The sequence below is a fragment of the Chryseobacterium sp. RR2-3-20 genome (assembly GCF_017808115.1).
GTDB classification, from domain to species: Bacteria; Bacteroidota; Bacteroidia; order Flavobacteriales; family Weeksellaceae; genus Chryseobacterium; species Chryseobacterium oryzae.
Window position 1 is genome coordinate 1 of the sequence record NZ_JADQBD010000024.1, and the last position, 25,546, is coordinate 25,546.

The 25,546-nt window shown below is 34.2% G+C and carries 38 protein-coding genes; 3 read left to right on the plus strand and 35 right to left on the minus strand.

Translation table 11 applies throughout. The features are described 5' to 3' along the window. Positions 1-172: 172 nt before the first annotated feature. A complete protein-coding gene (locus tag IV513_RS07500) occupies positions 173-598 on the plus strand; it encodes a hypothetical protein (protein WP_209389991.1) in 426 nt (141 codons plus the stop codon). A gap of 58 nt (positions 599-656) precedes the next feature. Here the strand turns inward: IV513_RS07500 and rplQ are convergent, their stop codons facing one another. The 28 genes from rplQ to rplC all read right to left on the minus strand — a co-directional run bounded on the left by rplQ (position 657) and on the right by rplC (position 14,779). Next, entirely contained in the window at positions 657-1,181 is a 525-nt protein-coding gene (gene rplQ, locus IV513_RS07505; protein WP_209389992.1) for a 50S ribosomal protein L17, read from the minus strand. A gap of 6 nt (positions 1,182-1,187) precedes the next feature. Beyond that, positions 1,188-2,183, minus strand: a complete 996-nt coding sequence (locus tag IV513_RS07510) for a DNA-directed RNA polymerase subunit alpha (protein WP_209389993.1) — start codon at positions 2,181-2,183, stop codon at positions 1,188-1,190. A gap of 33 nt (positions 2,184-2,216) precedes the next feature. Beyond that, entirely contained in the window at positions 2,217-2,825 is a 609-nt protein-coding gene (gene rpsD / locus IV513_RS07515; RefSeq protein WP_209389994.1) for a 30S ribosomal protein S4, read from the minus strand. A 19-nt stretch (positions 2,826-2,844) separates the two neighbouring features. Further along, positions 2,845-3,234, minus strand: coding sequence for a 30S ribosomal protein S11 (rpsK, locus tag IV513_RS07520; RefSeq protein WP_048504755.1), 390 nt, complete (start codon positions 3,232-3,234; stop codon positions 2,845-2,847). Positions 3,235-3,246: 12 nt separating this feature from the next. After that, complete coding sequence (gene rpsM / locus IV513_RS07525) at positions 3,247-3,624, minus strand: 30S ribosomal protein S13 (protein WP_076444023.1); 378 nt, start codon at positions 3,622-3,624, stop codon at positions 3,247-3,249. A gap of 9 nt (positions 3,625-3,633) precedes the next feature. Further along, complete coding sequence (rpmJ, locus tag IV513_RS07530; RefSeq protein ID WP_007839480.1) at positions 3,634-3,750, minus strand: 50S ribosomal protein L36; 117 nt, start codon at positions 3,748-3,750, stop codon at positions 3,634-3,636. 112 nt (positions 3,751-3,862) lie between these two features. After that, the gene (gene infA, locus IV513_RS07535; protein ID WP_029297754.1) at positions 3,863-4,078 is read right to left on the minus strand and encodes a translation initiation factor IF-1; all 216 of its coding nucleotides are present in this window, start codon (positions 4,076-4,078) and stop codon (positions 3,863-3,865) included. Positions 4,079-4,081: 3 nt separating this feature from the next. Continuing rightward, a complete protein-coding gene (secY, locus tag IV513_RS07540; protein ID WP_209389995.1) occupies positions 4,082-5,461 on the minus strand; it encodes a preprotein translocase subunit SecY in 1,380 nt (459 codons plus the stop codon). Positions 5,462-5,470: 9 nt separating this feature from the next. Further along, the gene (gene rplO, locus IV513_RS07545) at positions 5,471-5,920 is read right to left on the minus strand and encodes a 50S ribosomal protein L15 (protein WP_143884923.1); all 450 of its coding nucleotides are present in this window, start codon (positions 5,918-5,920) and stop codon (positions 5,471-5,473) included. Between the two features lie 75 nt (positions 5,921-5,995). After that, a complete protein-coding gene (gene rpmD, locus IV513_RS07550) occupies positions 5,996-6,172 on the minus strand; it encodes a 50S ribosomal protein L30 (protein ID WP_007839493.1) in 177 nt (58 codons plus the stop codon). Positions 6,173-6,183: 11 nt separating this feature from the next. Further along, positions 6,184-6,705, minus strand: coding sequence for a 30S ribosomal protein S5 (gene rpsE, locus IV513_RS07555; protein ID WP_209389996.1), 522 nt, complete (start codon positions 6,703-6,705; stop codon positions 6,184-6,186). An 18-nt stretch (positions 6,706-6,723) separates the two neighbouring features. Then, positions 6,724-7,077 (minus strand): 50S ribosomal protein L18, encoded by a 354-nt coding sequence (gene rplR, locus IV513_RS07560; protein ID WP_209389997.1) that lies wholly within the window; start codon positions 7,075-7,077, stop codon positions 6,724-6,726. A 14-nt stretch (positions 7,078-7,091) separates the two neighbouring features. Continuing rightward, on the minus strand, positions 7,092-7,637 hold the full coding sequence (gene rplF, locus IV513_RS07565) for a 50S ribosomal protein L6 (RefSeq protein WP_209389998.1): 546 nt from the start codon (positions 7,635-7,637) through the stop codon (positions 7,092-7,094). Between the two features lie 17 nt (positions 7,638-7,654). Next, positions 7,655-8,053, minus strand: a complete 399-nt coding sequence (gene rpsH, locus IV513_RS07570; protein ID WP_209389999.1) for a 30S ribosomal protein S8 — start codon at positions 8,051-8,053, stop codon at positions 7,655-7,657. A gap of 352 nt (positions 8,054-8,405) precedes the next feature. Beyond that, positions 8,406-8,675 carry a 30S ribosomal protein S14 gene (rpsN, locus tag IV513_RS07575; RefSeq protein ID WP_027383308.1) on the minus strand — a complete coding sequence of 90 codons (270 nt, stop codon included), beginning with the start codon at positions 8,673-8,675 and terminating at the stop codon, positions 8,406-8,408. Between the two features lie 3 nt (positions 8,676-8,678). Further along, positions 8,679-9,230 (minus strand): 50S ribosomal protein L5, encoded by a 552-nt coding sequence (rplE, locus tag IV513_RS07580; RefSeq protein ID WP_209390000.1) that lies wholly within the window; start codon positions 9,228-9,230, stop codon positions 8,679-8,681. Positions 9,231-9,243: 13 nt separating this feature from the next. Beyond that, complete coding sequence (gene rplX, locus IV513_RS07585; RefSeq protein WP_209390001.1) at positions 9,244-9,570, minus strand: 50S ribosomal protein L24; 327 nt, start codon at positions 9,568-9,570, stop codon at positions 9,244-9,246. Between the two features lie 20 nt (positions 9,571-9,590). Then, positions 9,591-9,959, minus strand: coding sequence for a 50S ribosomal protein L14 (gene rplN, locus IV513_RS07590; protein ID WP_007839504.1), 369 nt, complete (start codon positions 9,957-9,959; stop codon positions 9,591-9,593). 2 nt (positions 9,960-9,961) lie between these two features. Further along, on the minus strand, positions 9,962-10,216 hold the full coding sequence (gene rpsQ / locus IV513_RS07595) for a 30S ribosomal protein S17 (RefSeq protein ID WP_029297775.1): 255 nt from the start codon (positions 10,214-10,216) through the stop codon (positions 9,962-9,964). A gap of 12 nt (positions 10,217-10,228) precedes the next feature. After that, the gene (gene rpmC / locus IV513_RS07600) at positions 10,229-10,414 is read right to left on the minus strand and encodes a 50S ribosomal protein L29 (protein WP_089745117.1); all 186 of its coding nucleotides are present in this window, start codon (positions 10,412-10,414) and stop codon (positions 10,229-10,231) included. A 12-nt stretch (positions 10,415-10,426) separates the two neighbouring features. Next, on the minus strand, positions 10,427-10,852 hold the full coding sequence (gene rplP / locus IV513_RS07605) for a 50S ribosomal protein L16 (RefSeq protein WP_209390002.1): 426 nt from the start codon (positions 10,850-10,852) through the stop codon (positions 10,427-10,429). A 106-nt stretch (positions 10,853-10,958) separates the two neighbouring features. Next, positions 10,959-11,705, minus strand: a complete 747-nt coding sequence (gene rpsC, locus IV513_RS07610) for a 30S ribosomal protein S3 (protein WP_209390003.1) — start codon at positions 11,703-11,705, stop codon at positions 10,959-10,961. Between the two features lie 7 nt (positions 11,706-11,712). After that, positions 11,713-12,111 (minus strand): 50S ribosomal protein L22, encoded by a 399-nt coding sequence (gene rplV / locus IV513_RS07615; protein WP_209390004.1) that lies wholly within the window; start codon positions 12,109-12,111, stop codon positions 11,713-11,715. 2 nt (positions 12,112-12,113) lie between these two features. Then, on the minus strand, positions 12,114-12,392 hold the full coding sequence (gene rpsS, locus IV513_RS07620) for a 30S ribosomal protein S19 (RefSeq protein ID WP_002983209.1): 279 nt from the start codon (positions 12,390-12,392) through the stop codon (positions 12,114-12,116). Positions 12,393-12,394: 2 nt separating this feature from the next. After that, entirely contained in the window at positions 12,395-13,216 is an 822-nt protein-coding gene (rplB, locus tag IV513_RS07625) for a 50S ribosomal protein L2 (RefSeq protein ID WP_072953574.1), read from the minus strand. Between the two features lie 22 nt (positions 13,217-13,238). Further along, the gene (rplW, locus tag IV513_RS07630; protein ID WP_042720941.1) at positions 13,239-13,529 is read right to left on the minus strand and encodes a 50S ribosomal protein L23; all 291 of its coding nucleotides are present in this window, start codon (positions 13,527-13,529) and stop codon (positions 13,239-13,241) included. A gap of 3 nt (positions 13,530-13,532) precedes the next feature. Beyond that, entirely contained in the window at positions 13,533-14,162 is a 630-nt protein-coding gene (gene rplD / locus IV513_RS07635) for a 50S ribosomal protein L4 (RefSeq protein WP_209390005.1), read from the minus strand. After that, positions 14,153-14,779 carry a 50S ribosomal protein L3 gene (rplC, locus tag IV513_RS07640; protein WP_209390006.1) on the minus strand — a complete coding sequence of 209 codons (627 nt, stop codon included), beginning with the start codon at positions 14,777-14,779 and terminating at the stop codon, positions 14,153-14,155. Before rplC ends, rplD begins: the two co-directional genes overlap by 10 nt. 243 nt (positions 14,780-15,022) lie before the next feature. Between rplC and IV513_RS07645 the strand changes: the two genes are divergently transcribed. Both IV513_RS07645 and IV513_RS07650 read left to right on the plus strand, forming a co-directional pair. After that, the gene (locus IV513_RS07645) at positions 15,023-15,994 is read left to right on the plus strand and encodes a hypothetical protein (protein ID WP_209390007.1); all 972 of its coding nucleotides are present in this window, start codon (positions 15,023-15,025) and stop codon (positions 15,992-15,994) included. 106 nt (positions 15,995-16,100) lie between these two features. Continuing rightward, positions 16,101-18,809, plus strand: a complete 2,709-nt coding sequence (locus IV513_RS07650; protein WP_209390008.1) for a hypothetical protein — start codon at positions 16,101-16,103, stop codon at positions 18,807-18,809. Between the two features lie 100 nt (positions 18,810-18,909). On the opposite strand, the gene IV513_RS07655 is transcribed toward IV513_RS07650, so the two are convergent. The 7 genes from IV513_RS07655 to fusA all read right to left on the minus strand — a co-directional run bounded on the left by IV513_RS07655 (position 18,910) and on the right by fusA (position 25,544). Further along, positions 18,910-19,404, minus strand: coding sequence for a low affinity iron permease family protein (locus IV513_RS07655; RefSeq protein ID WP_209390009.1), 495 nt, complete (start codon positions 19,402-19,404; stop codon positions 18,910-18,912). Positions 19,405-19,568: 164 nt separating this feature from the next. Further along, entirely contained in the window at positions 19,569-20,198 is a 630-nt protein-coding gene (locus IV513_RS07660) for a GLPGLI family protein (RefSeq protein WP_209390010.1), read from the minus strand. A 383-nt stretch (positions 20,199-20,581) separates the two neighbouring features. Next, on the minus strand, positions 20,582-20,857 hold the full coding sequence (locus IV513_RS07665) for a hypothetical protein (RefSeq protein ID WP_209390011.1): 276 nt from the start codon (positions 20,855-20,857) through the stop codon (positions 20,582-20,584). A 12-nt stretch (positions 20,858-20,869) separates the two neighbouring features. Then, complete coding sequence (locus tag IV513_RS07670) at positions 20,870-21,868, minus strand: hypothetical protein (RefSeq protein WP_209390012.1); 999 nt, start codon at positions 21,866-21,868, stop codon at positions 20,870-20,872. Between the two features lie 152 nt (positions 21,869-22,020). Beyond that, the gene (locus IV513_RS07675) at positions 22,021-22,932 is read right to left on the minus strand and encodes an IS1595 family transposase (protein ID WP_209390013.1); all 912 of its coding nucleotides are present in this window, start codon (positions 22,930-22,932) and stop codon (positions 22,021-22,023) included. Between the two features lie 170 nt (positions 22,933-23,102). Further along, a complete protein-coding gene (gene rpsJ, locus IV513_RS07680) occupies positions 23,103-23,408 on the minus strand; it encodes a 30S ribosomal protein S10 (RefSeq protein ID WP_002661363.1) in 306 nt (101 codons plus the stop codon). A gap of 18 nt (positions 23,409-23,426) precedes the next feature. Then, a complete protein-coding gene (fusA, locus tag IV513_RS07685; RefSeq protein WP_209390014.1) occupies positions 23,427-25,544 on the minus strand; it encodes an elongation factor G in 2,118 nt (705 codons plus the stop codon). Positions 25,545-25,546 lie beyond the last annotated feature (2 nt).

Genomic DNA, 25,546 nt, shown 5'->3' on the forward strand with positions numbered 1-25,546 from the left:
CTGTCCCAAAATGTGCTGAAAAACTGAATAAATTCATATCTAATTGTTTGATTACTACAAATATACAAAAGTTATGATAAATTACGGATATTCATAAATTATTACATCAATTGTTTTTGATTTTAATACATTTAGAAAAATTTTAAAATTCTCTATTAATAATTATATATTCATGAAAAAAGTAATCAATATTTCAATGATTGCCTTGTTTACTATAACTTTTGTATCATGTAAAAAAGAAGGAAACAAAGCGGTAATCAAAAAAGATAATTCTCAAGAAACTGTACTTGCAGACAACGGAGAGGTAGATTCTACTGTAGGATACAATACTGATATAAATGGAAATAAATCTATTAAGACTGATTATGTTTACCAAGCAACAGATGGCAGTCCGGTAAAAGTAATTTTCGATTACAACCCGGATGACAGAAATGTTTCGATAAGAAGTAATAATAAAACTTTCATTCTCAAAAAAGCAGAAGCAAAACCCAATGAAACGGTTTATGAAAAGGAAGATATGAAAGCAACTGTAAAAGGAGACAGTTTGGTTATTCGCCAAGGAGATAATGTTATACAGTTGGTGAAAACAAGATTATAAAGCACAAAAAAACCGTTCAGAATTCTGAACGGTTTTTTATATGTCTGAGAATATTTTATTATTCTTCAGTTTTTTCCTCTGTAGAATCAGCAGCTTCAGCAGTTGGCTCAGCAGCTTTTTCTTCTACTACAGGAGCTTCAGCAACTACAGCTTCTTTTTTAGCTGTTGTAGATCTTCTGCTTCTTCTTGTAGTCTTTTTCTCTTCAGCATTAGGGTTGTAAAGTTCGTTGAAATCTACTAACTCTATTAAAGCTGTATCTGCAGCATCACCAGGTCTGAAACCAGTCTTGATGATTCTCGTATAACCACCGTTTCTTTCAGCGATTTTTGGAGCTACAGTTCTGAACAATTCAGTAACTGCTTCTTTATTCTGAAGATAAGAGAAAACTGTTCTTCTATTGTGTGTAGTATCTTCTTTTGCTTTAGTTAATAGAGGTTCAACGTATACTCTCAAAGCTTTCGCTTTAGCAACAGTAGTGTTGATTCTTTTATGCTCAATTAGAGAACAAGCCATATTAGAAAGCAAAGCACTTCTGTGAGAAGCCGTTCTTCCTAAGTGATTGAATTTTTTACCGTGTCTCATTATTAATTATTTATCAGCGTCTAATTTATATTTTGCAACGTCGAAACCGAAGTTAAGACCTTTTGAATGCACCAATTCTTCTAGTTCTGTCAAAGATTTTTTACCAAAATTTCTGAATTTCATCAAATCAGACTTACTGTAAGAAACCAATTCTCCAAGAGTTTCTACTTCAGCTGCTTTAAGACAGTTAAGGGCTCTTACAGAAAGATCCATATCTGCTAATTTAGACTTAAGTAATTGTCTTGTATGAAGAGTTTCTTCATCGTACTGAATAGATGCTTTTACAGCTTCAGTTTCTAGAGTAATTCTCTCATCAGAGAACAACATGAAGTGATAAATTAATATCTTAGAAGCTTCAGTTAAAGCATTCTGTGGGCTAATAGACCCATCAGTTTCTATATCTAATACAAGTTTTTCGTAGTCTGTTTTTTGCTCTACACGGTAATTTTCAATACTATACTGTACTTTTTTAATCGGCGTAAAGATAGAGTCGATAGCAATAGTTCCTACAGGAGCATTGTTAGACTTATTTTGTTCAGAAGGAACGTACCCTCTTCCCTTTTCTATATTAAACGTAATTTCAAAAGTAACATCAGAGTTTAGATTACAGATCAATAATTCTGGATTCAAAATTTCAAATCCGCTGATTGACTGTCCTAAATCTCCAGCAGTAATAGCAGTTTTACCTGAAACTTTAGCAACAACCTGCTCAGAAGCTTGGTTTTCTGCTGTAGCTTTAAGTCTTACCTGCTTAAGGTTAAGAATAATTTCAGTAACGTCTTCAATTACTCCCGGGATAGTTGAAAATTCGTGCTCTACACCTTCTATTTTGATAGATGAAATAGCGTATCCTTCCAGAGAAGAAAGCAACACTCTTCTCAAAGCATTACCGATTGTAAGCCCGAAACCTGGTTCTAGAGGTCTGAATTCGAATTGACCTTTAAATTCATCAGAGTTAAGTAGGATTACTTTATCGGGTTTTATGAATTGTAAAATTGCCATATTATTGGGTTGAGCAAAAATTTGATTAAAAAATTATTTAGAGTAAAGTTCGACGATCAACTGTTCCTTGATGTCTTCCGGGATTTGGATTCTTTCCGGAGCAGAAATGAAAGTACCTTCTTTCTTCTCGTCGTTGAATTGTAACCACTCGTAGTTTGCTTTTGAAGCCAAAGCATCAGCAACAACTTCTAAAGATTTAGATTTTTCTCTTACTGTGATTACATCTCCCGCTTTTACTAAATAAGATGGAATGTTTAGAATTTCACCGTTTACAGTAATGTGTCTGTGAGAAACCAATTGTCTTGCTCCTGCTCTTGTTTTAGCAAAACCTAATCTGTAAACTACGTTATCTAGTCTAGATTCGCAAAGTTGCAAAAGAACTTCACCGGTTACACCTTTACTTCTGTGTGCTTTTTCGAAAAGGTTAGAAAATTGTCTTTCTAAAATACCGTAAGTATATTTAGCTTTTTGCTTTTCAGCTAACTGAACTGCATATTCCGATTTTTTAGCACCTCTTCTTTTGTTAGGACCGTGTTGTCCTGGTGGTTGGTTTTTTCTTTTTTCGAAGTTTTTATCATCTCCGTAGATTGCAGCACCAAACTTTCTAGCAATCTTAGTTTTAGGTCCAATATATCTTGCCATAATGGGTAAATTCTAAAAATTAAACTCTTCTTCTTTTCGGTGGTCTACATCCATTGTGTGGCATAGGAGTCACATCAATGATTTCGCTAACTTCAATACCTGAATTGTGAATAGTTCTGATAGCAGATTCTCTACCTGCACCTGGACCTTTCACATACACCTTTACTCTTCTAAGACCAGCTTCGTGAGCTACAGCAGAGCAATTTTCTGCTGCCATTTGAGCAGCGAATGGAGTATTCTTTTTAGAACCTCTGAAACCCATTTTACCGGCAGAAGCCCAAGAGATAACCTCTCCGTTTTTATTTGTTAAAGAAATGATGATGTTATTGAAAGAAGCTTGGATATGCGCTTCACCAATAGCCTCAACTTTTACTTTTCTTTTTTTAACTACTTTTGTCTGTTTTGCCATAATTCCTAACGATTATTTACTTGCCTTTTTCTTGTTAGCAACTGTTTTTCTCTTTCCTTTACGGGTTCTAGAGTTGTTTTTCGTTCTCTGGCCTCTTAAAGGTAATCCTAGTCTGTGACGTATTCCTCGTTGGCATCCTATGTCCATCAATCTCTTGATGTTCAATTGCACTTCAGATCTTAATTCTCCTTCTACTTTAATGTTTTCAGAGATGTATGTTCTGATTGCAGCCAATTCATCGTCATTCCATTCGTTGACTTTCTTGTCTTCGCTGATACCGGCAGCTTTAAGGATTTCAGAAGAAGTACTTCTTCCGATTCCGTAGATGTAAGTTAAGCCGATAACGCCTCTTTTGTTTTTTGGTAAATCAATACCTGAAATTCTCGCCATAATTTAATTTTAGCCTTGTCTTTGTTTAAATTTTGGGTTTTTCTTGTTGATTACAAATAGAACGCCTTTTCTGCGAACGATTTTGCAATCAGCACTTCTTTTTTTAATTGATGCTCTAACTTTCATTTGATAGTATTTATTTTTTTACTAACATATAAGATTGTTACATCTTATTTTTTAGTATTTATTTTCAACAATAGCCAAATGGAAACATAAGAATCCATTTGGCACTTGTTTTTTAGTATCTAAATGTAATTCTCCCTTTTGATAAATCGTAAGGAGACATTTCTAATTTTACCTTATCTCCAGGTAACAGTTTAATGTAATGCATACGCATCTTACCAGAAATATGAGCAATAAGTACATGCCCATTCTCTAACTCTACACGAAACTGGGCGTTGGAAAGAGCTTCCGTAATTACGCCATCCTGCTCAATATGTTTTTGTTTTGCCATAAATTAATATCCAGTCGATCTTGATAATTTAGACTGCATTAAGCCATCATAATGATGATTCAGCAGATAAGTATTAATCTGTTGAACAGTATCGAGTACTACTCCAACCATAATTAACAACGATGTACCTCCGAAGAACAGGGCAAACGCATCTGTCTGAACAAGACTTCCATGCACTATTGCCGGAAGGACTGCAAAGATAGATAAAAAAATCGCACCTGGCAAGGTAATTTTTGATAAAATATCATCAAGGTAATCTGCCGTTTCTTTACCTGGTCTTACTTTAGGTACCAAACCACCATTTCTCTTAAGATCGTCGGCCATTTGGTTTACCGGAATTGTAATTGCAGTATAGAAAAACGAGAAGATAATAATTAATAAAGCAAACAATACATTGTATTGCCAGCTGAATACATTTTTAAAACCTGCAAGGAAAGTGTTAGATTCGTCAAATTTAGTAAGCAATCCTGGAACAAACATTAATGCTTGTGCAAAGATAATCGGCATTACACCGGCTGCATTTACTTTTAACGGAATCCACTGTCTTGCACCCTGCATAAGATTTCTATTTACACCTCCTCTCGCTTGAGCTCTGCTTACGTACTGAATAGGAATTTTTCTTACCGCAACAGATAACACTACTGCTAAAAGAACCACCAACATCCAGAATATTACTTCAACAAGAATCATGATAGAACCTAATCCTCCTTTTCCGTTCTGTACTGCTACTTCCTGTACAAATGCTTCTGGTAATCTAGACAAAATACCCACCATAATTAGGATGGATATACCGTTACCGATACCTTTGTCTGTAATTTTTTCACCAAGCCACATTGCAAATACAGATCCTGCAACCAAGATTACAATACTTGGTAACCAAAACATAATTGAATTAGGATCTATAAGATAAGCAGACTGGAACTTATCATAAGGTAAAAATAATCCTGTAATAGATCCCAAATAAGAAGGAGCTTGTACAAGACAAACGCCAATTGTTAACCATCTGGTAATCTGATTAAGGGTATTTCTTCCTGATTCTCCGTCTTTCTGAAGTTTCTGAAGATAAGGAATAGCCATCCCCATCAACTGAACAATAATAGAAGCAGAAATATAAGGCATAATCCCTAACGCCATTACAGAAGCGTGGCTGAAAGCTCCTCCCGTAAACGACGAAAGCAAGCCAAGGAGACCTGCTCCTTGCTTGTTACCGCCCTGACTTTTATAATGCTCTAAGAGATCTCCCACTTCTGCAAGGTTAATTGCAGGTAGAGAGATATAAGATGCGAATCTATACACAAGGATAATACCCAAAGTAAAGAGAATTTTATCTCTAAGTTCTTTAAGGCTCCAAATATTCTTAAGGGTTTGTATAAATTCTTTCATTAGTAATTATTATAAGGTAATTGCTTTCCCACCTGCTTTAGAAATTAATTCCTCAGCAGATTTAGTGAATTTGTCAGCAGAAATCGAAACCGCAGATTTCAATTCTCCTCTACCCATAATTTTCACTAATTCATTTTTAGAAGCTAATCCGTTTTGTACCAAAACTTCTTTTGTAATATCTCCAGTGATAGATTTATTTTCAATTAAAGTTTGAATACTGTCTAGATTGATTGCTCTGAATTCTTTTCTGTTTACGTTTTTGAAACCGAATTTAGGTAATCTTCTTTGCAAAGGCATCTGTCCACCTTCGAAACCGATTTTCTGAGAATAACCAGCTCTAGCTTTCTGACCTTTGTGACCTTTTGTAGAAGTACCACCTTTACCACTACCTTGTCCTCTACCAATTCTCTTCGAATTGAATGTAGAACCTGCAGCTGGTTTTATATTATTTAAATTCATTGTAGTATTTGATTTAAAGATTTAAAGATTAAGAAATTAAGTAAATCTCAATTCCTTAATCATTTAATTTTTTAATTATTTCTGAACTTCAAGTAAGTGACTTACTGCAGCTATCATTCCTAAAATAGAAGGAGTAGCTTCATGTTCTACAACTTGGTGAAGTTTCTTAAATCCTAATGCTTCAAGCGTTCTCTTTTGGGTTTTTGTTCTACCAATAGCGCTTCTTACTTGCTTTACTTTAATTGTTGCCATTGTTTTAAATATTAACCGTTAAACACTTTAGTTAAAGAAACTCCTCTCATTCTAGCAATTTCTTCAGGTCTTCTGATATCCAATAACGCTTTGAAAGTAGCTTTCACTACGTTATGAGGGTTTGAAGATCCTTTAGATTTTGAAAGAATATCGTGAATACCAGCAGATTCTAGTACCGCTCTTACAGCACCACCGGCGATAAGCCCTGTACCGTGAGAAGCTGGTCTCAAGAAGATATCTGCACCACCATATCTAGCAGTAGTTTGGTGAGGGATACTGTGGTTCATTACAGGAACTTTCACTAAGTTTTTCTTAGCATCTTCTACCGCTTTAGCAATAGCAGAAGCAACTTCCTTAGATTTTCCTAAACCAAATCCGATAGTACCAGCTTCGTCTCCTACTACAACAATAGCAGAAAATCCGAAAGCTCTACCTCCTTTTGTTACTTTTGTTACTCTGTTAACAGCTACGAGACGATCTTTAAGTTCTAATCCTCCCGGTTTTACTCTTTCTATATTATCTAGTCCTAACATATTTCCGAAATTTAATGATTAGAATTTAAGTCCTCCTTCTCTCGCACCATCAGCAAGAGCCTTAACTCTTCCGTGATATACGAAACCGTTTCTATCAAATACAATATTTTCGATTCCTGCAGCGATTGCTTTAGCAGCAATTGCTTTACCTACCGCAGCAGAAACTTCAGTTTTTGTTCCATTAGCGTCTACTCCTTTCTCTCTAGAAGAAGCAGAAACTAAAGTTTTACCGTCTTTATCGTTGATTAACTGAGCGTAAATTTCTTTATTACTTTTGTATACAGATAATCTTGGCAATTCAGAAGATCCTGAGATTTTTCCTCTTACTCTTCTTTTTATTCTTATTCTTTTTTCTAATTTACTTAGTGCCATTTTCTTAAATTTTATTAAGCAGATTTACCAGCTTTACGTCTAACATTTTCACCAACGAATCTTACCCCTTTACCTTTGTACGGTTCAGGTTTTCTGAATGAACGGATTTTAGCAGCCACCATTCCAAGAAGTTGCTTATCGTAAGACGTTAAAGTAATAATTGGATTTTTACCTTTTTCAGTCAATGTATCAACTTTTACTTCATTTGGAAGTTCTAGTACAATACCGTGAGAGAAACCTAAAGCCAATTCAAGTTTTTGACCTGAATGAGAAGCTCTGTATCCTACTCCCACTAGTTCTAGTTTCTTTTCGAAACCTGTATTAACACCAGTGATCATGTTATTGATCAACGCTCTGTATAAACCGTGAAGCGCTCTGTGTTGTTTAGCATCAGATGGTCTGTTTACTGTAAGTTCTCCATCTTTTTGCTCTAAAGTAATTCCTTCTGTAAGTTCCTGAGAAAGTTCTCCTTTTGGACCTTTAACTGTTACTACACTTTCTTTTTCAGTGATGGTAACACCAGCAGGAATTGTTATAATTGCTTTACCAATTCTTGACATTTTCCTTTGATTAAAAATTAATAAACATAGCAGATTACTTCACCGCCTACTTTCTCTTCTCTAGCTTTCTTGTCAGTCATTACTCCTTTAGAAGTAGAGATGATAGAAATACCCAAACCGTTTAGTACTCTTGGAAGTTCACCTGAACCTTTGTACTGTCTCAAACCTGGTCTTGAAGCTCTTTGGATAGACTTAATAGCCGGTTTGTTGGTTTGCTTGTCGTACTTTAAAGCGATTTTGATCGTTCCTTGTACAGAGTTATCCTCAAACTTGTAGTTTAAGATATACCCCTGATCAAATAAGATCTTAGTAATCTCCTTTTTGATTTTCGATGCAGGAATTTCCACCACTTTGTGGCCTGCGCTTTGTGCGTTCCTTACTCTAGTTAGGAAATCTGAAATTGGATCTGTTACCATTTCTTTGTTTTAAATTATTGGTTTAATGACAACCAGTATTGAAAAGACTTGAAGATTAAAGATTATATAGCTCCGAATAGTTCTTCACCTAATCTCTTTACCTGCAGTATCTCAACAACTTAATTGCCACTTTGATTTTTTTATAATTTCATTTTATTCTAATAAACATAGCCAAAACGAAGATTAGTCTGTCAGAAAAACAAAAATTTTCCTGAGCGGGTGCAAAAGTACAAAAAAAATAATAATAATTTATTTTTTTCTTTGTCTCTAAACCGACTTAATTTTGTACTCTATTTATTAAAATACAGCTGACTTATAAAAATATAGAAGTCAGCTGTAAAATTTTTATTGCTTACCAACTAGCTTTTTTAACTCCCGGGATAAGACCGTTGTTTGCCATTTCTCTGAAAGTTACTCTGGAAATACCAAACGTTCTCATGTATCCTCTTGGTCTACCTGTCAATTTACATCTGTTGTGTAATCTTACAGGAGATGCATTTTTAGGAAGTTTTTGCAATGCTTCGTAATCTCCGGCTTCTTTCAAAGCTTTTCTTTTCTCAGCATATTTAGCTACAGTAGCTTCTCTTTTGCGCTCACGCGCTTTCATTGATTCTTTAGCCATTTCTTAGTTCTTTTTGAACGGTAAACCGAAGTGAGTTAATAATGCTTTAGCTTCTTTATCTGTTTTTGCTGTAGTAACGAAAGTGATGTCCATCCCTTGGATTTTTTTCACTTTATCGATTACGATTTCAGGGAAGATAATTTGCTCAGTAATACCTAAGTTATAGTTACCTCTACCGTCGAAACCTTCAGCTTTAATACCAGAGAAATCTCTAATACGTGGCAAAGCAGAAGATGTTAATCTATCTAAGAATTCGTACATTTTGTTAGCTCTAAGTGTAACCTTAGCTCCAACAGGCATACCTTTTCTTAATTTGAAAGCAGCTTCGTCTTTTTTAGAGATTGTACCAACAGCCTTTTGACCAGTGATATTTGAAAGTTCTTCTACAGCATAATCGATAATTTTTTTATCTGCAGTAGCATCTCCTAAACCTTGAGATAAAATAATTTTCTCTAATTTAGGTACTTGCATTACCGATTTATATCCGAATTCTTCCATCATTGCAGGAACAATCGTTTCTTTATATGCTTTTTTGGGTCTTGCTATATATTCCATGTGTTCTTAAAAATTATAAAGTTTCACCCGTTTTTTTGTTGATTCTTACTTTCTTATCTCCTTCGATTTTGAAACCTACTTTGATCGCTTTTCCGTCTTTACCAACTAAAGCTACGTTTGAGATATGAATAGAAGCTTCCTTCTCAGTGATTCCTCCTTGAGGATTAGAAGCTGAAGGCTTAACGTGTTTTTTAACGATGTTAAGTCCTGCAACGATAACTCTAGGGTCTCTTCCTTCTTTTTTGATCACTTCAATAACTTCACCTGTACCACCTTTAAGACCTTTCTTACCGGTAGTTACGATTACGTTATCTCCTCTTTTTATTTTTAACTTTGACATTTTTTTTAAAATTTTAAATATTAAAGTACTTCAGGAGCTAATGAAATGATTTTCATATATTCTTTGTCTCTCAACTCACGGGCAACCGGTCCGAAAACACGAGTTCCTCTCATTTCTCCTGCTGCATTTAGCAATACACAAGCATTGTCTTCGAATTTGATGTATGAACCATCTTTTCTTCTTACTGCTTTTTTAGTTCTTACTACTACAGCTTTAGATACCTGACCTTTCTTAGCGTTTCCTGATGGTGTAGAATCTTTGATAGTAACAACGATTTTATCACCAACTGAAGCATATCTTCTTCTGGTTCCTCCCAGAACTCTGATAACCAATACTTCTTTAGCACCTGTGTTATCAGCAACTTTTAATCTTGATTCTGTTTGTAACATTATTACTTAGCTTTTTCAATGATTCTTACTAATCTCCATCTTTTGTTCTTGCTCAAAGGTCTAGTTTCTTGGATCAAAACTGTATCTCCTTCTGCGCATTCGTTGTTTTCGTCGTGTGCAGTATATTTTTTCGTTTTCAAAACGAATTTACCGTACATCGGGTGCTTTACTCTCGTAGTTTCGCTAACAACAATAGTTTTTTCCATTTTATTGCTGGAAACCACTCCGATTCTTTCTTTTCTTAAATTTCTATCCATTGTAAAATGAAATTATTGTTTGTTAGTTAACTCAGTGTTTAATCTTGCGATTGTTTTTCTCAAATCTCTGATTTGGATCGGGTTTTCAAGCGGACTGATTTTGTGAGCTAATTTCATTTTTGTAAATTCAGCTTTAGCTTCAGCCAGTTTATTTTGAAGATCTCCCGCGCTTAGATTTTTAATTTCAGCTTTTTTCATTATATTCAGAGATTAAAGAGGTTTAACAAAATCGTTAGCAACTACAAATTTGGTCACTACAGGTAGTTTTTGAGCGGCAAGTCTAAGAGCTTCTTTCGCAACTTCGTAAGGTACTCCTCCTACTTCAAACATAATTCTACCTGGTTTTACTACAGCTACCCAATATTCCACAGCACCTTTACCTTTACCCATACGTACTTCGGCTGGTTTCTTGGTAATTGGCTTATCTGGGAAGATTTTAATCCATAGCTGACCTTCTCTCTTCATATATCTTGTCGCAGCGATACGAGCTGCTTCAATTTGTCTTGCTGTAATCCAAGCTCCTTCTAATGCTTTGATTCCGAAAGTTCCGTACGCTAACTGAGATCCTCTCTGTGCGTCTCCTTTCATCTTCATTTTATGAACCTTACGGAACTTGGTTCTTTTTGGTTGTAACATAATTCTAATTTAGATGTTAGATGTTAGATGTTAGATGTTAGATAAAATTGAATTCAGTTCTTGTAACGGAAGATCTAATTTCTAGTTTCTATCTTCTAACTTCTAATTAATTATTATTGTTATTATTGTTTCTTCTTGGCTTTCTATCTCCACCTCTATCGTTTCTTTCTCCTCTACCTCCAGCTGGTGCTTTTTTCTGTTGTCCTACTAGTGGGGAAAGTTCTCTTTTACCGTAAACTTCACCTTTCATAATCCAAACTTTTACACCTAGCTTTCCGTACTGAGTTAAAGCTTCACCGATATGATAGTCGATATCTGCTCTGAAAGTTGACAATGGAATTCTTCCGTCTTTGAAAGATTCTGATCTTGCCATTTCAGCTCCGTTCAATCTACCAGAGATTTGAACTTTGATTCCTTCAGCTCCCATTCTCATTGTAGAAGCAATTGCCATTTTCACAGCTCTTCTATAAGAGATACGGTTCTCGATTTGTTTAGCAATGCTGTCTGCAACTAATACTGCATCAAGTTCAGGTCTTTTGATTTCGAAGATGTTGATCTGAATATCCTTTTTAGTCAATTTTTTCAACTCTTCTTTCAATTTATCAACTTCCTGACCACCTTTACCGATAATTAATCCTGGTCTTGCAGTAGTAATTGTAACGGTTACTAATTTTAATGTTCTTTCAATAAAAATTCTTGAAATACCACCTTTAGATAATCTTGCTTCAAGGTATCTTCTGATTTTGTAGTCTTCTGCGATTCTGTCTCCATAATCGTTTCCGCCAAACCAGTTAGAATCCCATCCTCTGATGATACCTAATCTGTTACCAATTGGATTTGTCTTCTGTCCCATACCTTGATTAATTTTCTTTTGTACCTAAGATTAGCGTAATGTGGTTTGATCTTTTTCTGATTCTGTACCCTCTACCTTGTGGAGCTGGTCTTAGTCTCTTCAATTGTCTTGCACTGTCTACAAAAATTTCTTTAACGATAAGGTTTGCCTCTTCAATATCAGCACCTTCGTTTTTAGTTTGCCAGTTTGCCATTGCAGAAAGTAATACTTTCTCCAATTTGTTTGACGCATCTTTTTTAGAATATTTTAGAATGCTTAAAGCTTTTTCTACTTCAACTCCTCTGATGATATCAGCTACCAATCTCATTTTTCTAGGAGAAGACGGGCAATCGTTGTGTAACGCTTTCGCTACATCCTGATTCGTTAATTTACGTGCTAAAGCACTTTCTCTTTTTCTTGATCCCATGATTATCTGCTTCCTTTGTTTTTGTTACCACCATGACCTCTGAAAGATCTTGTTGGAGAAAATTCGCCTAACTTGTGACCTACCATGTTTTCTGTAACATATACAGGGATAAAAGATTTCCCGTTGTGTACAGCAATAGTTTGTCCTACGAAGTCCGGAGAAATCATTGATGCTCTAGACCAAGTTTTAATAACAGTCTTTTTACCAGACTCAATATTTGCCTGAACCTTCTTATCTAAAGTATGATGAATGAATGGTCCTTTTTTAAGTGATCTTGCCATAATTATTTTCTTTTAGATACGATGTAACGGTTAGACACTTTGTTTTTCTTTCTAGTTTTGTAACCTTTAGATGGTTTACCGTTTCTAGATCTTGGGTGACCTCCAGAAGAACGTCCTTCACCACCTCCCATTGGGTGATCTACAGGGTTCATTACAACTGCTCTTGTTCTAGGTCTTCTACCTAACCATCTGCTTCTACCAGCCTTACCTGATACCGTTAATTGGTGATCTGAGTTAGAAACAGATCCAATCATAGCCATACATTCAGTAAGGATCATTCTAGATTCTCCTGAAGGCAATTTAATGATTGCATATTTTCCGTCTCTTGAAGTAAGTTGAGCTGAAGAACCCGCACTTCTTGCTAAAATAGCACCTTGTCCAGGTTTCATTTCAACACAAGAAATTACAGTACCCAATGGAATGTTTTTCAATTTCATTGCGTTACCTACGTTTGGTTCTACGCTTTCACCTGAAACTACTTTCTGATCTACTTTAATACCGTTTGGAGCGATGATGTATCTCTTCTCTCCGTCTGCGTACTCTAATAAAGCGATAAATGCAGTTCTGTTTGGATCGTATTCTACAGATTTTACAGTTGCTTCAACGTTTGCTTTGTTTCTTTTGAAGTCGATAATTCTGTATTTCTTTTTGTGTCCACCTCCGGTGTAACGCATGGTCATTTTACCTGTTTGGTTACGTCCACCTGACTTTTTAATACCAACTGTTAGAGATTTCTCTGGTTTGTTGGTAGTAATTTCCTCAAAATTGTTTACAATTCTGAATCTCTGTCCCGGGGTGATAGGTTTTAATTTTCTAACAGACATTACTATTATTTATAATTAATAATTAATTTACAGCAAAAATATCGATAACCTCACCTTCAGCAAGTTTGATTACCGCTTTTTTCAATTTGTTTGTCTTTCCTACTTGAAGACCTTTTTTAGTGTACTTTGAAGAAACCTTCGGCGCATAAATCATTGTGTTAACGTCTGCTACTTTTACACCGTAAGCCGCTTCAACAGCTTTTTTAATCTGGATTTTATTCGCCTTAGTATCTACTAAGAAAGAATAAGAACCTCTTAAATCTGTAAGGTAATTAGCCTTTTCTGAAATAACTGGTTTAATAATAATAGACATGACTTATTTCTTTAAATTTTCTTGGAATTTCTCGATAGCACCTTCTAAAAATACGATCTCACCTGCGTTAATTAGGTCGTAAGAACTAATTTCGTTGTAAGCAAGAACTTTAGTTTTAGGTAGGTTTCTTGAAGACAAATAAACATTTTTGTTTGCTTCATCTAAGATGTAAAGAGATTTTTTACCTTCGAATCCTAAAGCGTTATTGATGTTGATAAACTCTTTAGTCTTAGGAGTTTCGAAATTGAAAGCCTCTAATACTTTAATGCTGTTATCTCTCATTTTTTGAGAAAGAACAGATTTTTTAGCTAATCTCTTAAGCGCTTTGTTCAATTTGAATCTGTAATCTCTTGGTTTTGGTCCGAATACTCTACCTCCACCTCTGAAAGTTGGAGATTTAATATCACCATATCTAGCAGAACCAGATCCTTTTTGCTTCTTAAGTTTTTTAGTGGAAGCAGTAATTTCGCTTCTTTCTTTTGCTTTATGAGTTCCTTGTCTTTGTGCAGCAAGGTACTGTTTTACTTCTAAGTAAACCGCGTGCTGATTTGGCTCAATTCCGAATACTGTTTCGTCTAGAGTTACTTTTCTTCCGGTCTCTTTTCCTGATGTATTTAATACTACTAGTTCCATTTTCTGATAATTACATAAGAATTTTTAGCTCCCGGAACAGCACCTTTTACTACTAAAAGATTTTGTTCTTGATCCACTTTTAACACCTGAAGGTTTTGTACAGTTACCTGCTTACCTCCCATTCTACCAGCCATTCTCATCCCTTTGAATACTCTTGAAGGGTCTGAACCAGCACCGATAGAACCTGGAGCTCTAAGCCTGTTGTGCTGACCATGAGTTGCCTGCATTACACCTCCAAAACCGTGTCTTTTAACAACACCTTGGAAACCTTTACCTTTAGAAGTACCTGTAACGTCAACATATTCCCCTTCTAGGAATAAATCAACTTTTACTTCTTCTCCTACTTTTACTTCGTCTACGAACTCTCTGTAGAATTCTACCAACTTAGCTTTAGGAGCCGAACCAGCCTTTTTGAAATGACCAGCTAACGCTTTACCAACGTTCTTCTCACTCTTGTCATCGAAACCTAATTGAACTGACTTATAACCGTCCTTTTCAATGGTTCTGACCTGTAAAACCGAGCATGGACCAGCTTGGATAACTGTACAAGGAATGTTTTTTCCTTCTTCGTTAAACAAAGATGTCATACCGATTTTTTTACCAATAATACCTGACATTATTTATATAATATGTTATAAAATTTTCTTGGGTTCACGGTCATTTTTCGGGTGCTCAAGTAATTACTAATTTTGAATTTAGGCATACTCCTCCCCTAAAATGAGTGTGCAAATTTATGAATAATATTTTATTTGACAAATATTTTCGATAAAATATTTTGATTTATAGAAAGTTAAATGATTTTTAACTTTATTTAAAACCATCCAAAGGATTTAGTATTTTTATCTGTCCTAAATTTCACTATGAAAAAAACTGCACTTCTTTTTTTTCTACTTCTATTATTTTCCTGCACAAAAAAGGAAAAACGCTCTTTTACCTTTTACTATTGGAAAACCAATCTTGCATTAGATAAACCAGAAAAAGATGCTTTATCTAAAGCCGATTACCCTTTTTTGTATACAAGATTTTTCGATGTTGATAAAATAAACGGCAAATTTGAACCTGTAGCGGTAATTAGCAAAAATCAGAATTTTGAAACTGAAAAAGAGATTGTCCCAACAGTTTTCATCACCAACAGAAGTTTTATTAATATTCAAAAAAAAGAAATTCCTTTTTTGGCAGAGAAAATAAATACTTTAATTAAAAAGAAAATTACAGATTACCAGCTTAAAGCAAATGGAGAAATTCAAATTGACTGCGACTGGACACCAGGAACAAAAGAGGATTATTTTGAGTTTCTAAAACAGTTAAAAAAGATTTCTCAGAAAGAAATTACCTGCACTTTGCGTCTACATCAGGTAAAAGACAAAGAAACATCCGGAATACCGCCTGTTGACAAAGTATATCTCATGTGCTATTCTACTTCATCACCACTGGAAAATTCGGACAAAAACTCTATTCTGGATTTGAATATTATGAAAAGTTATTTATCTAAACTTGAAGACTATCCCATAAAAAAAATAGAAGTTGCGCTGCCTATTTATTCATGGGGAATTGTAACCAATCATTTAGGAAAACACAAACTGATTAATGCTCTTTCAACTAAAGATTTAAATCATCCTGATTTCAAAAAAATATCAGCCAATGAGGCCGAAGTTTTAAAAGATGGATTTTATTTCGGCAACTTTCTCAATAAAGGCTTCCAAATAAAAGTAGAAGAAATTTCTGAAAAACAACTTCATAATGCTATTCAGTTCTTAGATCAAAAAATAGGGAACTATACCATTGTATATTATCAATTAGACAGTAAATTTGTAGAGAACCGATCTTTTTAAATATTGAGAATCATAAATTTGATTTCAAAGAAATGGTTAAAGTATCCTAAGTACAAAAAACATTCTTTCATTAGCAGAAAGAACCAACCAACACTAACAAAATATTATGAAAAAACACATTATTTCATTGGCTGCAATATCGCTTTTTTATATTAATACACAAGCGTGCGCTTGGTCTGATCCGGACAGCGATTATTTCAATCTTTTTACGCAGAGCATCATAAAAGATAAATCTTATCTTCCATTTCTCCACAATTATTCTTCAAGATTTTACACCGATTACAAACCTTCGCAGATTCCGGATGAAAACATTGAGTCTTGGCGTAAGTTTTTCGGAAACCAAATGAGTTATTCCGAAACAGATTATCTGGTGAACAAAATTGGTTTGAATGATTTAAATGAATTAAAAAAAGGCAGCCCAAACAATCCGTTATTAAACAAATTAGGAAACGGTTTTTACACTAAATATCGCGAAGCTATAGATTATTTAATCGAAGCAAAATATCTGGAACCTTACATGAGAATAAATTATGTGGAAGATGCCAATTCTTTTTACTATCGCGAGAACGAAAATACTAAAAATGCACAGCAATTAGATTACAGAAAAACAACTTCTGCCTTAATTTCTCTCTATAATGCAACAAAAAATCCCGAAATAAAGCAACGTTACGGATATCAACTCGTAAGATTAAATCATTATACTAGAAATTATGATGCTGCACTACAGGCTTTTAAAACTTACGTTTTGCCTAATAAATTGAAAGGTACAGTCTATTATATGGCTCTCGACCAATTAGCAGGAGCACAAAGAGGACTCGAAATGGGTAATGAAGCCAATTGGAATTTCTTTCAGGTTTTTATAAATTCAAAAAGCAGGAAAGAATCTGCTTTTGTATCGATGAAACTTTCAGATTCTGCTTCGTTCAGCAATGTTCTGAAAAGAGCTGCAAATAATGAAGAGAAAAACATGGCATATTTTCTTTTAGGATATGAAGATTTTACCAATCCTATTCCTATGATGGAAAAAATGTATGAAATAGATCCCGATTCTGAAATTCTAAAAGTTATGGCTGCAAGAAGTATTAATGAATTAGAAAGAAATTATCTTCCTACTTATTATTATGCTTCGAAAGACAGTAATATCAATTCAGACAAAAAAGAACATACTGGCGAAACCGAAAAAAAAGAAATAGAGAAAAAAGAACTGAGCTTCTGGCAGAAAATTGTTCTTTTCTTCAAAAACCTTTTTGGTGGAAAAAAATCGGATAAAACCAATGAAAAATCTGAACAGAGTAACGATGAACTGTTTGAAAATCCGGACAGAATCCCTACTTACATTAAAAATAATGCCTACTATTATTCTCAAAACGAAAATGAAAAAGATTTTCTGAATGATCTTGAAAAATTCACATCAAAAACGAAAGAAAAATCTAAAGATGAATATTGGCAGATTGCAGACGCTTATTTAAAATTCCTAAAAAAAGATTATAAAGAAAGCAGGGAGATTTTATCTGAAATAAAAACCAACAATCCTGAATATCTGGAAGAAATTAAGAGAATGAAAGTTCTTAACGACATTGTTTCTCAGCCAAAAATAGATTCGGAATACGAAGATCATTTAATGAAAAACTATGCTGAATACTTCATTGAAAAACCACCTGTAAAAAAAGACAGCACCGAAATAAATGAATATGATTATTATGGTGAAGCTCCCTCCACAGCAGATTTTCTGAAAGATGTTCTTGCTAACCGCTATTTTCTTCAAGGTGAAGACGGAAAATCTTTTCTGATGAATAATAAACTTTCCGACTTGCAGTACAACCCAAATTCAGATTTAGTTAAAAGTGTTGAAGAATTTTACAGAAAACCGGACAAAACCAAATTCGAACAGCAAATAATTGCTAAAAATCTGGATGATGTAGGAAATATAGATGCATTTTTTGCTACCATTTACGGCGACAGAGCCATGAAACTTGCAGATTTCACTAAAGCCAAATCTTATTACCAAAAAGCTTTGAACTTTTCCGGAATTCCGAGAAACAACTACGAAAAATATAATTCTGAAACCGAAAAATATGAAAAGTTTGTTTACAACGGAGAAAATTACGACGGCTACAACAATATTCCGAATTTGGTTTTCGGACATAATGTTTGGGAAAGCTTCCAAAGTCCAGAAACAAAAAGTATGAAACCTGAAGATTATTCTGCCTTTCCGTTCATTAAACCCAAAATGAATAAACTGGAACTTGCGGACGCCATGATACAGTTGCAAAAAATAGGAACAGGTAAAGATGCCAAAGCAGCAAAAGCCAATCAGCTAATTGGAAATGTACTTTATAACACTTCTATCCTCGGTTATTACCGTGAGCTTTTTGTAATGGATGTCGACAACAGTAATGGTGGTAAATATGATTTCTGGACAACATCGACAGAAAGTCCATATCAATACTACTACAAAAACTTTTCTTCTGAAACATTTATTGAGCCGGATAATTTTGATCTTAGCATCAATTACTACCAAAAAGCTTTAAATATTAGTACGAATAGAGAAGAGAAAGCTCGGATTTTATTTCAAATGGCGAGTGCTGAACAAGGGAAATTTTATCAATATGAAGCAAAGCATCAAGCCAATATAGATTATGCCGATCCCAAATGGTCTGAAAAAACCGACGCTCAAGAAAAAGAAATGGCTCTCCTGAAAAATCAAAAATATCGAAATTATTTCACCCAGCTGAAAAACCAATATTCCGATACTGAAACTGCAAAAGAGCTATTGGGAAGCTGTACGTATTTCAGTTACTTTATAAAGAGATAATATTCTTAAATAAAAATATCTTCCTAAGTTGGAAGATATTTTTATTTAATGTCTCTATCAATAGGAACTAAAACCAATAAAAATCCTTTGGATAAAATATTTAAACAGACTCATTTTTCTGTTGTTTCTTCTGTAGCCATTCTTCATGTTTTCGTTTAAAGTAATCATGCTTATAATCCTGATTTCTTTGAGCCGCATCTATAGAATGTGAAGTATGAATGTCTTCATCTTTCTCCGCAAAATCTGCCAATTTTTCGTAGTAACAATGTAGCTGATCCAATTCTTTTTCGGTAAGATCTTCAATATCTACAATTCGGTTGCTAGCTTTTTCGTTTGCGGCAAGCAATTCATTCAGCTTTATCTGGATAGCTTTAGAATCTTTATTCTGTGCTTTTTGAATGAGGAAAACCATGAGAAAAGTAATAATCGTTGTCCCGGTGTTGATGACAAGTTGCCATGTTTCTGAATAATTAAAAACCGGTCCCGAAACCGCCCAAATAATGACAATAAGTGTGGCTCCTATAAAAGCATAAGAACTTCCCGTAAATTTTGTTGCCCAATCTGAAAATCGTTCAAATATACTTTTGTCTGACATATATTTTGTTTTTATTATGCTGTTAAATGTACACAAAAACTTTATACAATTCCTTTGCCTTTTATTAACTTCGAACTTATATTTCCAAAACTTTGTAAAAGTTATTTTTAAAATATAAAAAATCCCTCTTCTTTCGAAAAGGGATCATAAAAATATTAAAACAATTACTCTAATTCTAGAGGATTGTAAGGAATAGGCTTTAGTTTAATAGAGATTAGACTACCATCTTCATTATAAGCCTTACCAAGAAAAGCACCAGGATTTTCGAAATAAGCCTTCTGTACTTCTCTAAACTTGTCTCGACTAACTTTCAAAATTGACTCTTCATTTCTTACATAGATATCCATTGGAGTTTTATTAATTGCAATTGCAGAAAAATCGTAATCTCCATTTTCATCAGTAATTTTAAGAATTAACCCTGGTAATCCTTCAAAATTAGCCGGACCATCACTTTTTGGAATTTCTTCTGTGTACCATGCCAAATAATTTCTCCCTCTAAAATTAAGTTTTGCTGATTTACAAGAATACCCTAAAATATTACTTCTCTCGTTTGTAATTATCCAACTTTGCTTAGGAAAAGATTCTTGATACTCATATGTATTCGACATGATTTTATCTTGAACAAGAACAGTTCTTGACAAGAAATCTTTTAGAATTTTCTTTTTATAAATCACGTTAAACTTTCCTAATTCATTCACTTCTTTTGTACCCAAAGATTTCAATTTACTTTGTACCTTTTGAAGAGAATCTCTTTTTACGTTAGTTACATCCAAAAAATTTGAGAAATTATCCATATTTCAATAAAAAGTCCCTTGGGGAAGATTACAGTTTTTCTTGATGTTTTTAAAAAATAGTTAAATTTCCGAAAAAAAAATCCCTCTTCTTTCGAAAAGGGATTTATTATTTAATGTGTAGCTAGAAACTTCCATCTTCCGACTTCCATCTTCAATCTTATTTATCACACTTTAATTTCAACGTCTACACCTGAAGGAAGTTCTAATTTCATTAGAGCATCTACAGTTTTAGAAGAAGAAGAAGAACAAGATGAGTAGATATCCATCAATCATTTTTATGCAGGTAAAAACCAATAACTGTCAAAAGCTAAAATTCTCTTCTTGTCATCACCAAATCATAGCTAGCACTATAGAGGTTTGCCAAATCACTTAAATCGGCAGGGCTATGTAAAAAAAAGTAAAATAAAGCTCACTACATTGATTGTTAACAAAATCATTCCATACTTTTCTTTTTTAACAACTGTAATAACCGAATAAATCAATAATAAAATAGGTAAAAACAAAACAGTTAGAAAATTAAAATTTGCCAAGAAAGAAACAATTTGTTGCAACCATTCTATTTCAACTTCTGATCTTTGCCTGTAAAAAAAAGCCTGAAAAACTATATTCAAAAGAACAAGCAAACTTACGATAAGAATAATTTTATTTACTTTTTTCATATTTAAATTAATTTACGAAGTACTCATCAAGAATTTCACAGGTTTCTCTAAACCTGGTTTACATGCAGGTCCACAGTACCAAGATGGTGCTCCTGTCGGTGGTTTACATGTTGCACACTGAACATCGTGGAGGTAGCATGATAACGCAGAAAAGACACAACAACCCGAATAATTGCCGCAACAACCGGTATCTGAACCACATCCAATAAAACACCAACTGGAACAACCCATTGGCTGAATTTCAACATTATCTAAAAAATTTTCAAAATCTTCTGTGCTACCATAAAAGTCATTAATTACAGAAAATGCAATTTTCGAACTACTGTTGTTGACAATGAAATTTTTCAAATTTTCATCTTTTGTACTATGGACGTAATTACTAAGACTACCTAAATCAACTAAACTTAAATCAAAAATTTGATCTTCTTGAAAAACAAAGAAATCTTTTCCCGCTAAATACCCTGGGTGAATTGTTCCTTTCATTGGACTATTTGAATTTGAAGCCCTTACATTAACATCAATACTAGATTGATAATAATATATGGAGGAAAATAATTCTATACTTTTTCCATTTTCAATCACAGACTTTTCATATATTGCAGGAGTATACTCCTTTATAAATTCAGATAAATCTTTTAAAATAGGAATCTCAATATTCTTTTTTTGTAAATGTTCTGCTAATGCTAAAACTTTTTCCTTTTGCTTAATTTTCCAATGTGATTCAGAAGTATTAAAAGCATAATCTAACTCAAAGAGTTTCACACTATCCTCAACTACATGTAAAACCTCTATTTTACTTTTATAGGTACTCCCATCAATATCAGAATAAAGTCTTAAAACAAATTGTTCATTACTTATTTCATAATTTAATGCATTTTGAGACTGGTTACTCATTACCTTGTACATAGCTAATTCGCCTATTTTACTGTCATCTGAAATTCCTTCATTAGGGTTAGTACCACAATTAAACAATAATAGCACTAATAAAAAATACAAAACAATCTTTCTCATATATAATGTTTTTAAGTTAGTGCAATAAAACTAAAACTAAAACTAAAACTATGCAAGTTTTTTCTTAAAAAAATACAATATTTTTTATTATGTTAAGTTTGAATTAAAGAATTCGCAATAAAAAGGTTAATTAAAAATTGAATATCCGTTTTTTAACCTAATGCTGTGATATTAGCAATAATGAGCCTTTCAAAGAGTTTTTCACCGAAATACCTTCGATTTAGTTTGTAAATGAATTCGTTAAGATATAATTGAAGATATTTTCTTTTGATTTTGTGATAATTCCCTAAAAGGTTTCTTTTCGCATTACTAATGGCAATATGAACCCATTTTAAAGATTCTTCAGTGGTTTCTTTTGAGCTTTTTTCCATCACATGAAGCTCTACAAAATCTGAAATATCCACATAGGAAGTACTTTTATCTGTAAAAACAATACTCTGATTATCAATAGATTCTTGTATAGTTTTATTAATTTCTTCTGAATTATGACCTGATAAAACTTTCGCTTTGAAGAAACGAACTTGCTTTTCTTTTCTGCCTGTTTTTATATCTTCTAAAGGGATACTTTCCGCCATCATTGCTACGTTTTGTTTGCCTACTGCTCCTTTTCCCCGAATTCCTTTTTCTTGTTCTATTTCAGAAGATTCTACGGTAAAATAAGCTTCATCAAACTCTATTATTCCTTCCAATGTGTACTTAGAATCCCTGTTTCCCATAGCTTTTCTGAGTTTGTGAACCATTGCCCAAACTGGTTCATACCTTTTCAATTCCAATTGTTTCTGTATCTCTTTTGCTGAAAATCCCTTCTTCGTTACACTCATCAGAAACATCGTTTTATACCAAATTAAAAAAGATAAATTGGAATTTTCCATAATCGTCCCTTTGCGAAGTGAGGTTCGGTATTTGCAATTTTTGCATTCATAACTCCATTTATCTTTTTTCCAGTAATGTTCTTTACTGCTGCATTTAGAGCAAATAACACCTTGCAAATCTCTTTGTGACTTAAAATGATTCCTACAATCTTCTTCTGTTCCAAAATGAGCGGTAAAACTAAATAAATTCATCTGATGACTTTCAATTTATACAAATTTAATAATTTTAGGTTAAATTACGGACACTCAAAATTAAAATGATTTTTTAGCATAAAAAATCCCTCTTCTTTCGAAAAGGGATTTAATATTTAATGTGTAGCTAAAAGCTTCAATCTTCCGACTTCAGTCTTTAAGCTCATTTATCACACTTTAATTTCTACGTCTACACCTGAAGGTAGTTCTAATTTCATTAGAGCATCAACAGTTTTGGAAGAAGAAGAGTAGATATCCATCAGTCTCTTGTGCGCTGATAATTGGAACTGCTCTCTTGCTTTTTTGTTTACGTGTGGAGATCTCAACACTGTGAAGATTCTCTTATTCGTTGGCAAAGGGATTGGCCCGTTTACAACAGCACCGGTAGCCTTTACCGTTTTTACGATTTTCTCTGCAGATTTATCTACCAGGTTGTAATCGTAAGATTTAAGTTTTATTCTGATTCTTTGTGACATTTTAATCTAATTTAAATATTAACCTTTAGCCTTAGCGATTACTTCTTCAGCAACGTTCTGTGGAGCAGCTTCGTATTTCTCGAACTCCATAGAAGATGTTGCTCTACCTGAAGATAAAGTTCTAAGAGAAGTTACATAACCAAACATTTCAGATAGAGGAACAAAAGCCTTGATAACTTTAGCGTTGTTTCTATCATCCATACCGTTTACAGTACCTCTTCTTCTGTTAAGGTCACCTACGATATCACCCATATATTCTTCCGGAGTTACAACTTCCAGTTTCATAATCGGCTCCATAATAACAGCCTTAGCAGCTCTACCAGATTCTTTGAATCCCATTTTAGCAGCTAATTCGAACGATAATTGATCCGAGTCAACCGCGTGGAAAGATCCATCCTTCAAAACAATTTTCATTGCTTCTACTTCGAATCCTGCCAAAGGACCATTTTTCATAGCCTCTCTGAATCCTTTCTCAACTGAAGGGATAAATTCTTTTGGAATGTTACCACCTTTGATCTCGTTTACGAATTCAAGACCTGTTTTACCTTCGTCAGCCGGACCAATGGTGAATACGATATCCGCAAATTTACCACGACCACCGGATTGTTTTTTGTAAACTTCTCTGTGGTTAGCAGTTGCAGTCAATGCTTCTTTGTATTCTACCTGAGGTTGACCTTGGTTAACTTCTACCTTAAACTCTCTTCTCATACGGTCTACGATGATATCTAAGTGAAGCTCACCCATACCAGAGATGATTGTTTGTCCAGAAGCCTCATCAGTCTTAACCTGGAAAGTTGGATCTTCTTCAGCTAATTTAGCCAAAGCGTTACCCATTTTATCCTGGTCAGCTTTAGTCTTAGGCTCAACAGCGATACCGATTACCGGATCTGGGAAGATCATAGACTCAAGAACGATTGGGTTCTTTTCATCAGATAAAGTATCTCCTGTTTTAATATCTTTAAATCCAACAGCTGCACCAATATCTCCAGCTTCGATATATTCTACTGGATTTTGCTTGTTAGCGTGCATCTGATAGATTCTGGAAATTCTTTCTTTGTTTCCAGATCTTGTGTTCAAAACATAAGAACCAGCATCCAATCTACCTGAATAAGCTCTGAAGAATGCGAGACGACCTACGAACGGGTCAGTAGCAATTTTGAAAGCTAATGCAGCGAAAGGCTCATCTACAGATGGTTTTCTTTCGATCTCAGCGTCAGTTCTTGGGTCTATTCCTTTGATATTGTCCTTATCCAGTGGAGAAGGAAGATATTTACAAACAGCATCAAGCATAAACTGTACTCCTTTGTTCTTGAAAGAAGAACCACAAGTCATTGGGATAATAGAAAGGTCAATAGTAGCTTTTCTAAGCGCTTCGTTGATTTCCTCTTCTGAGATTGAATCTGGATCTTCGAAGAATTTCTCCATCAAAGTCTCATCATAATCAGCTACCGCTTCTACTAATTTCTCTCTATATTCAAGAACTTCATCTTTCATATCTTCCGGAATTGGAACTACTTCATAAGTAGCACCTTGTCCAGCTTCATCCCAGATGATTGCTCTGTTTTTGATTAAGTCTACAACACCTTTGAAATCTTCTTCAGCACCGATTGGTAAAACGATTGGAACTGCGTTGGATCCTAACATTTCTTTAACTTGTTTTACAACGTTAAGGAAGTCAGCACCTTGACGGTCCATTTTGTTTACGAATCCCATTCTCGCTACTTTGTAGTTGTCAGCCAACCTCCAGTTGGTTTCAGACTGAGGTTCTACACCGTCTACGGCAGAGAAAAGGAATACCAATCCGTCCAATACTCTCAAAGATCTGTTAACTTCTACAGTGAAGTCAACGTGTCCCGGTGTATCGATAATGTTGAAGTGGTAAGGTTTTGTTTCAGGTAATTTTTTACCTTGATCTGTTGGGAAATTCCAGCTACAAGTCGTTGCAGCAGAAGTAATAGTAATACCTCTTTCTGCTTCTTGTTCCATCCAGTCCATTGTAGAAGCACCATCGTGAACCTCTCCAATTTTGTGGTTTACACCTGTATAGAATAAAATCCTTTCTGTAGTGGTGGTTTTACCTGCATCAATGTGAGCAGCAATACCAATATTTCTTGTAAATTTAAGATCTCTTCCCATTT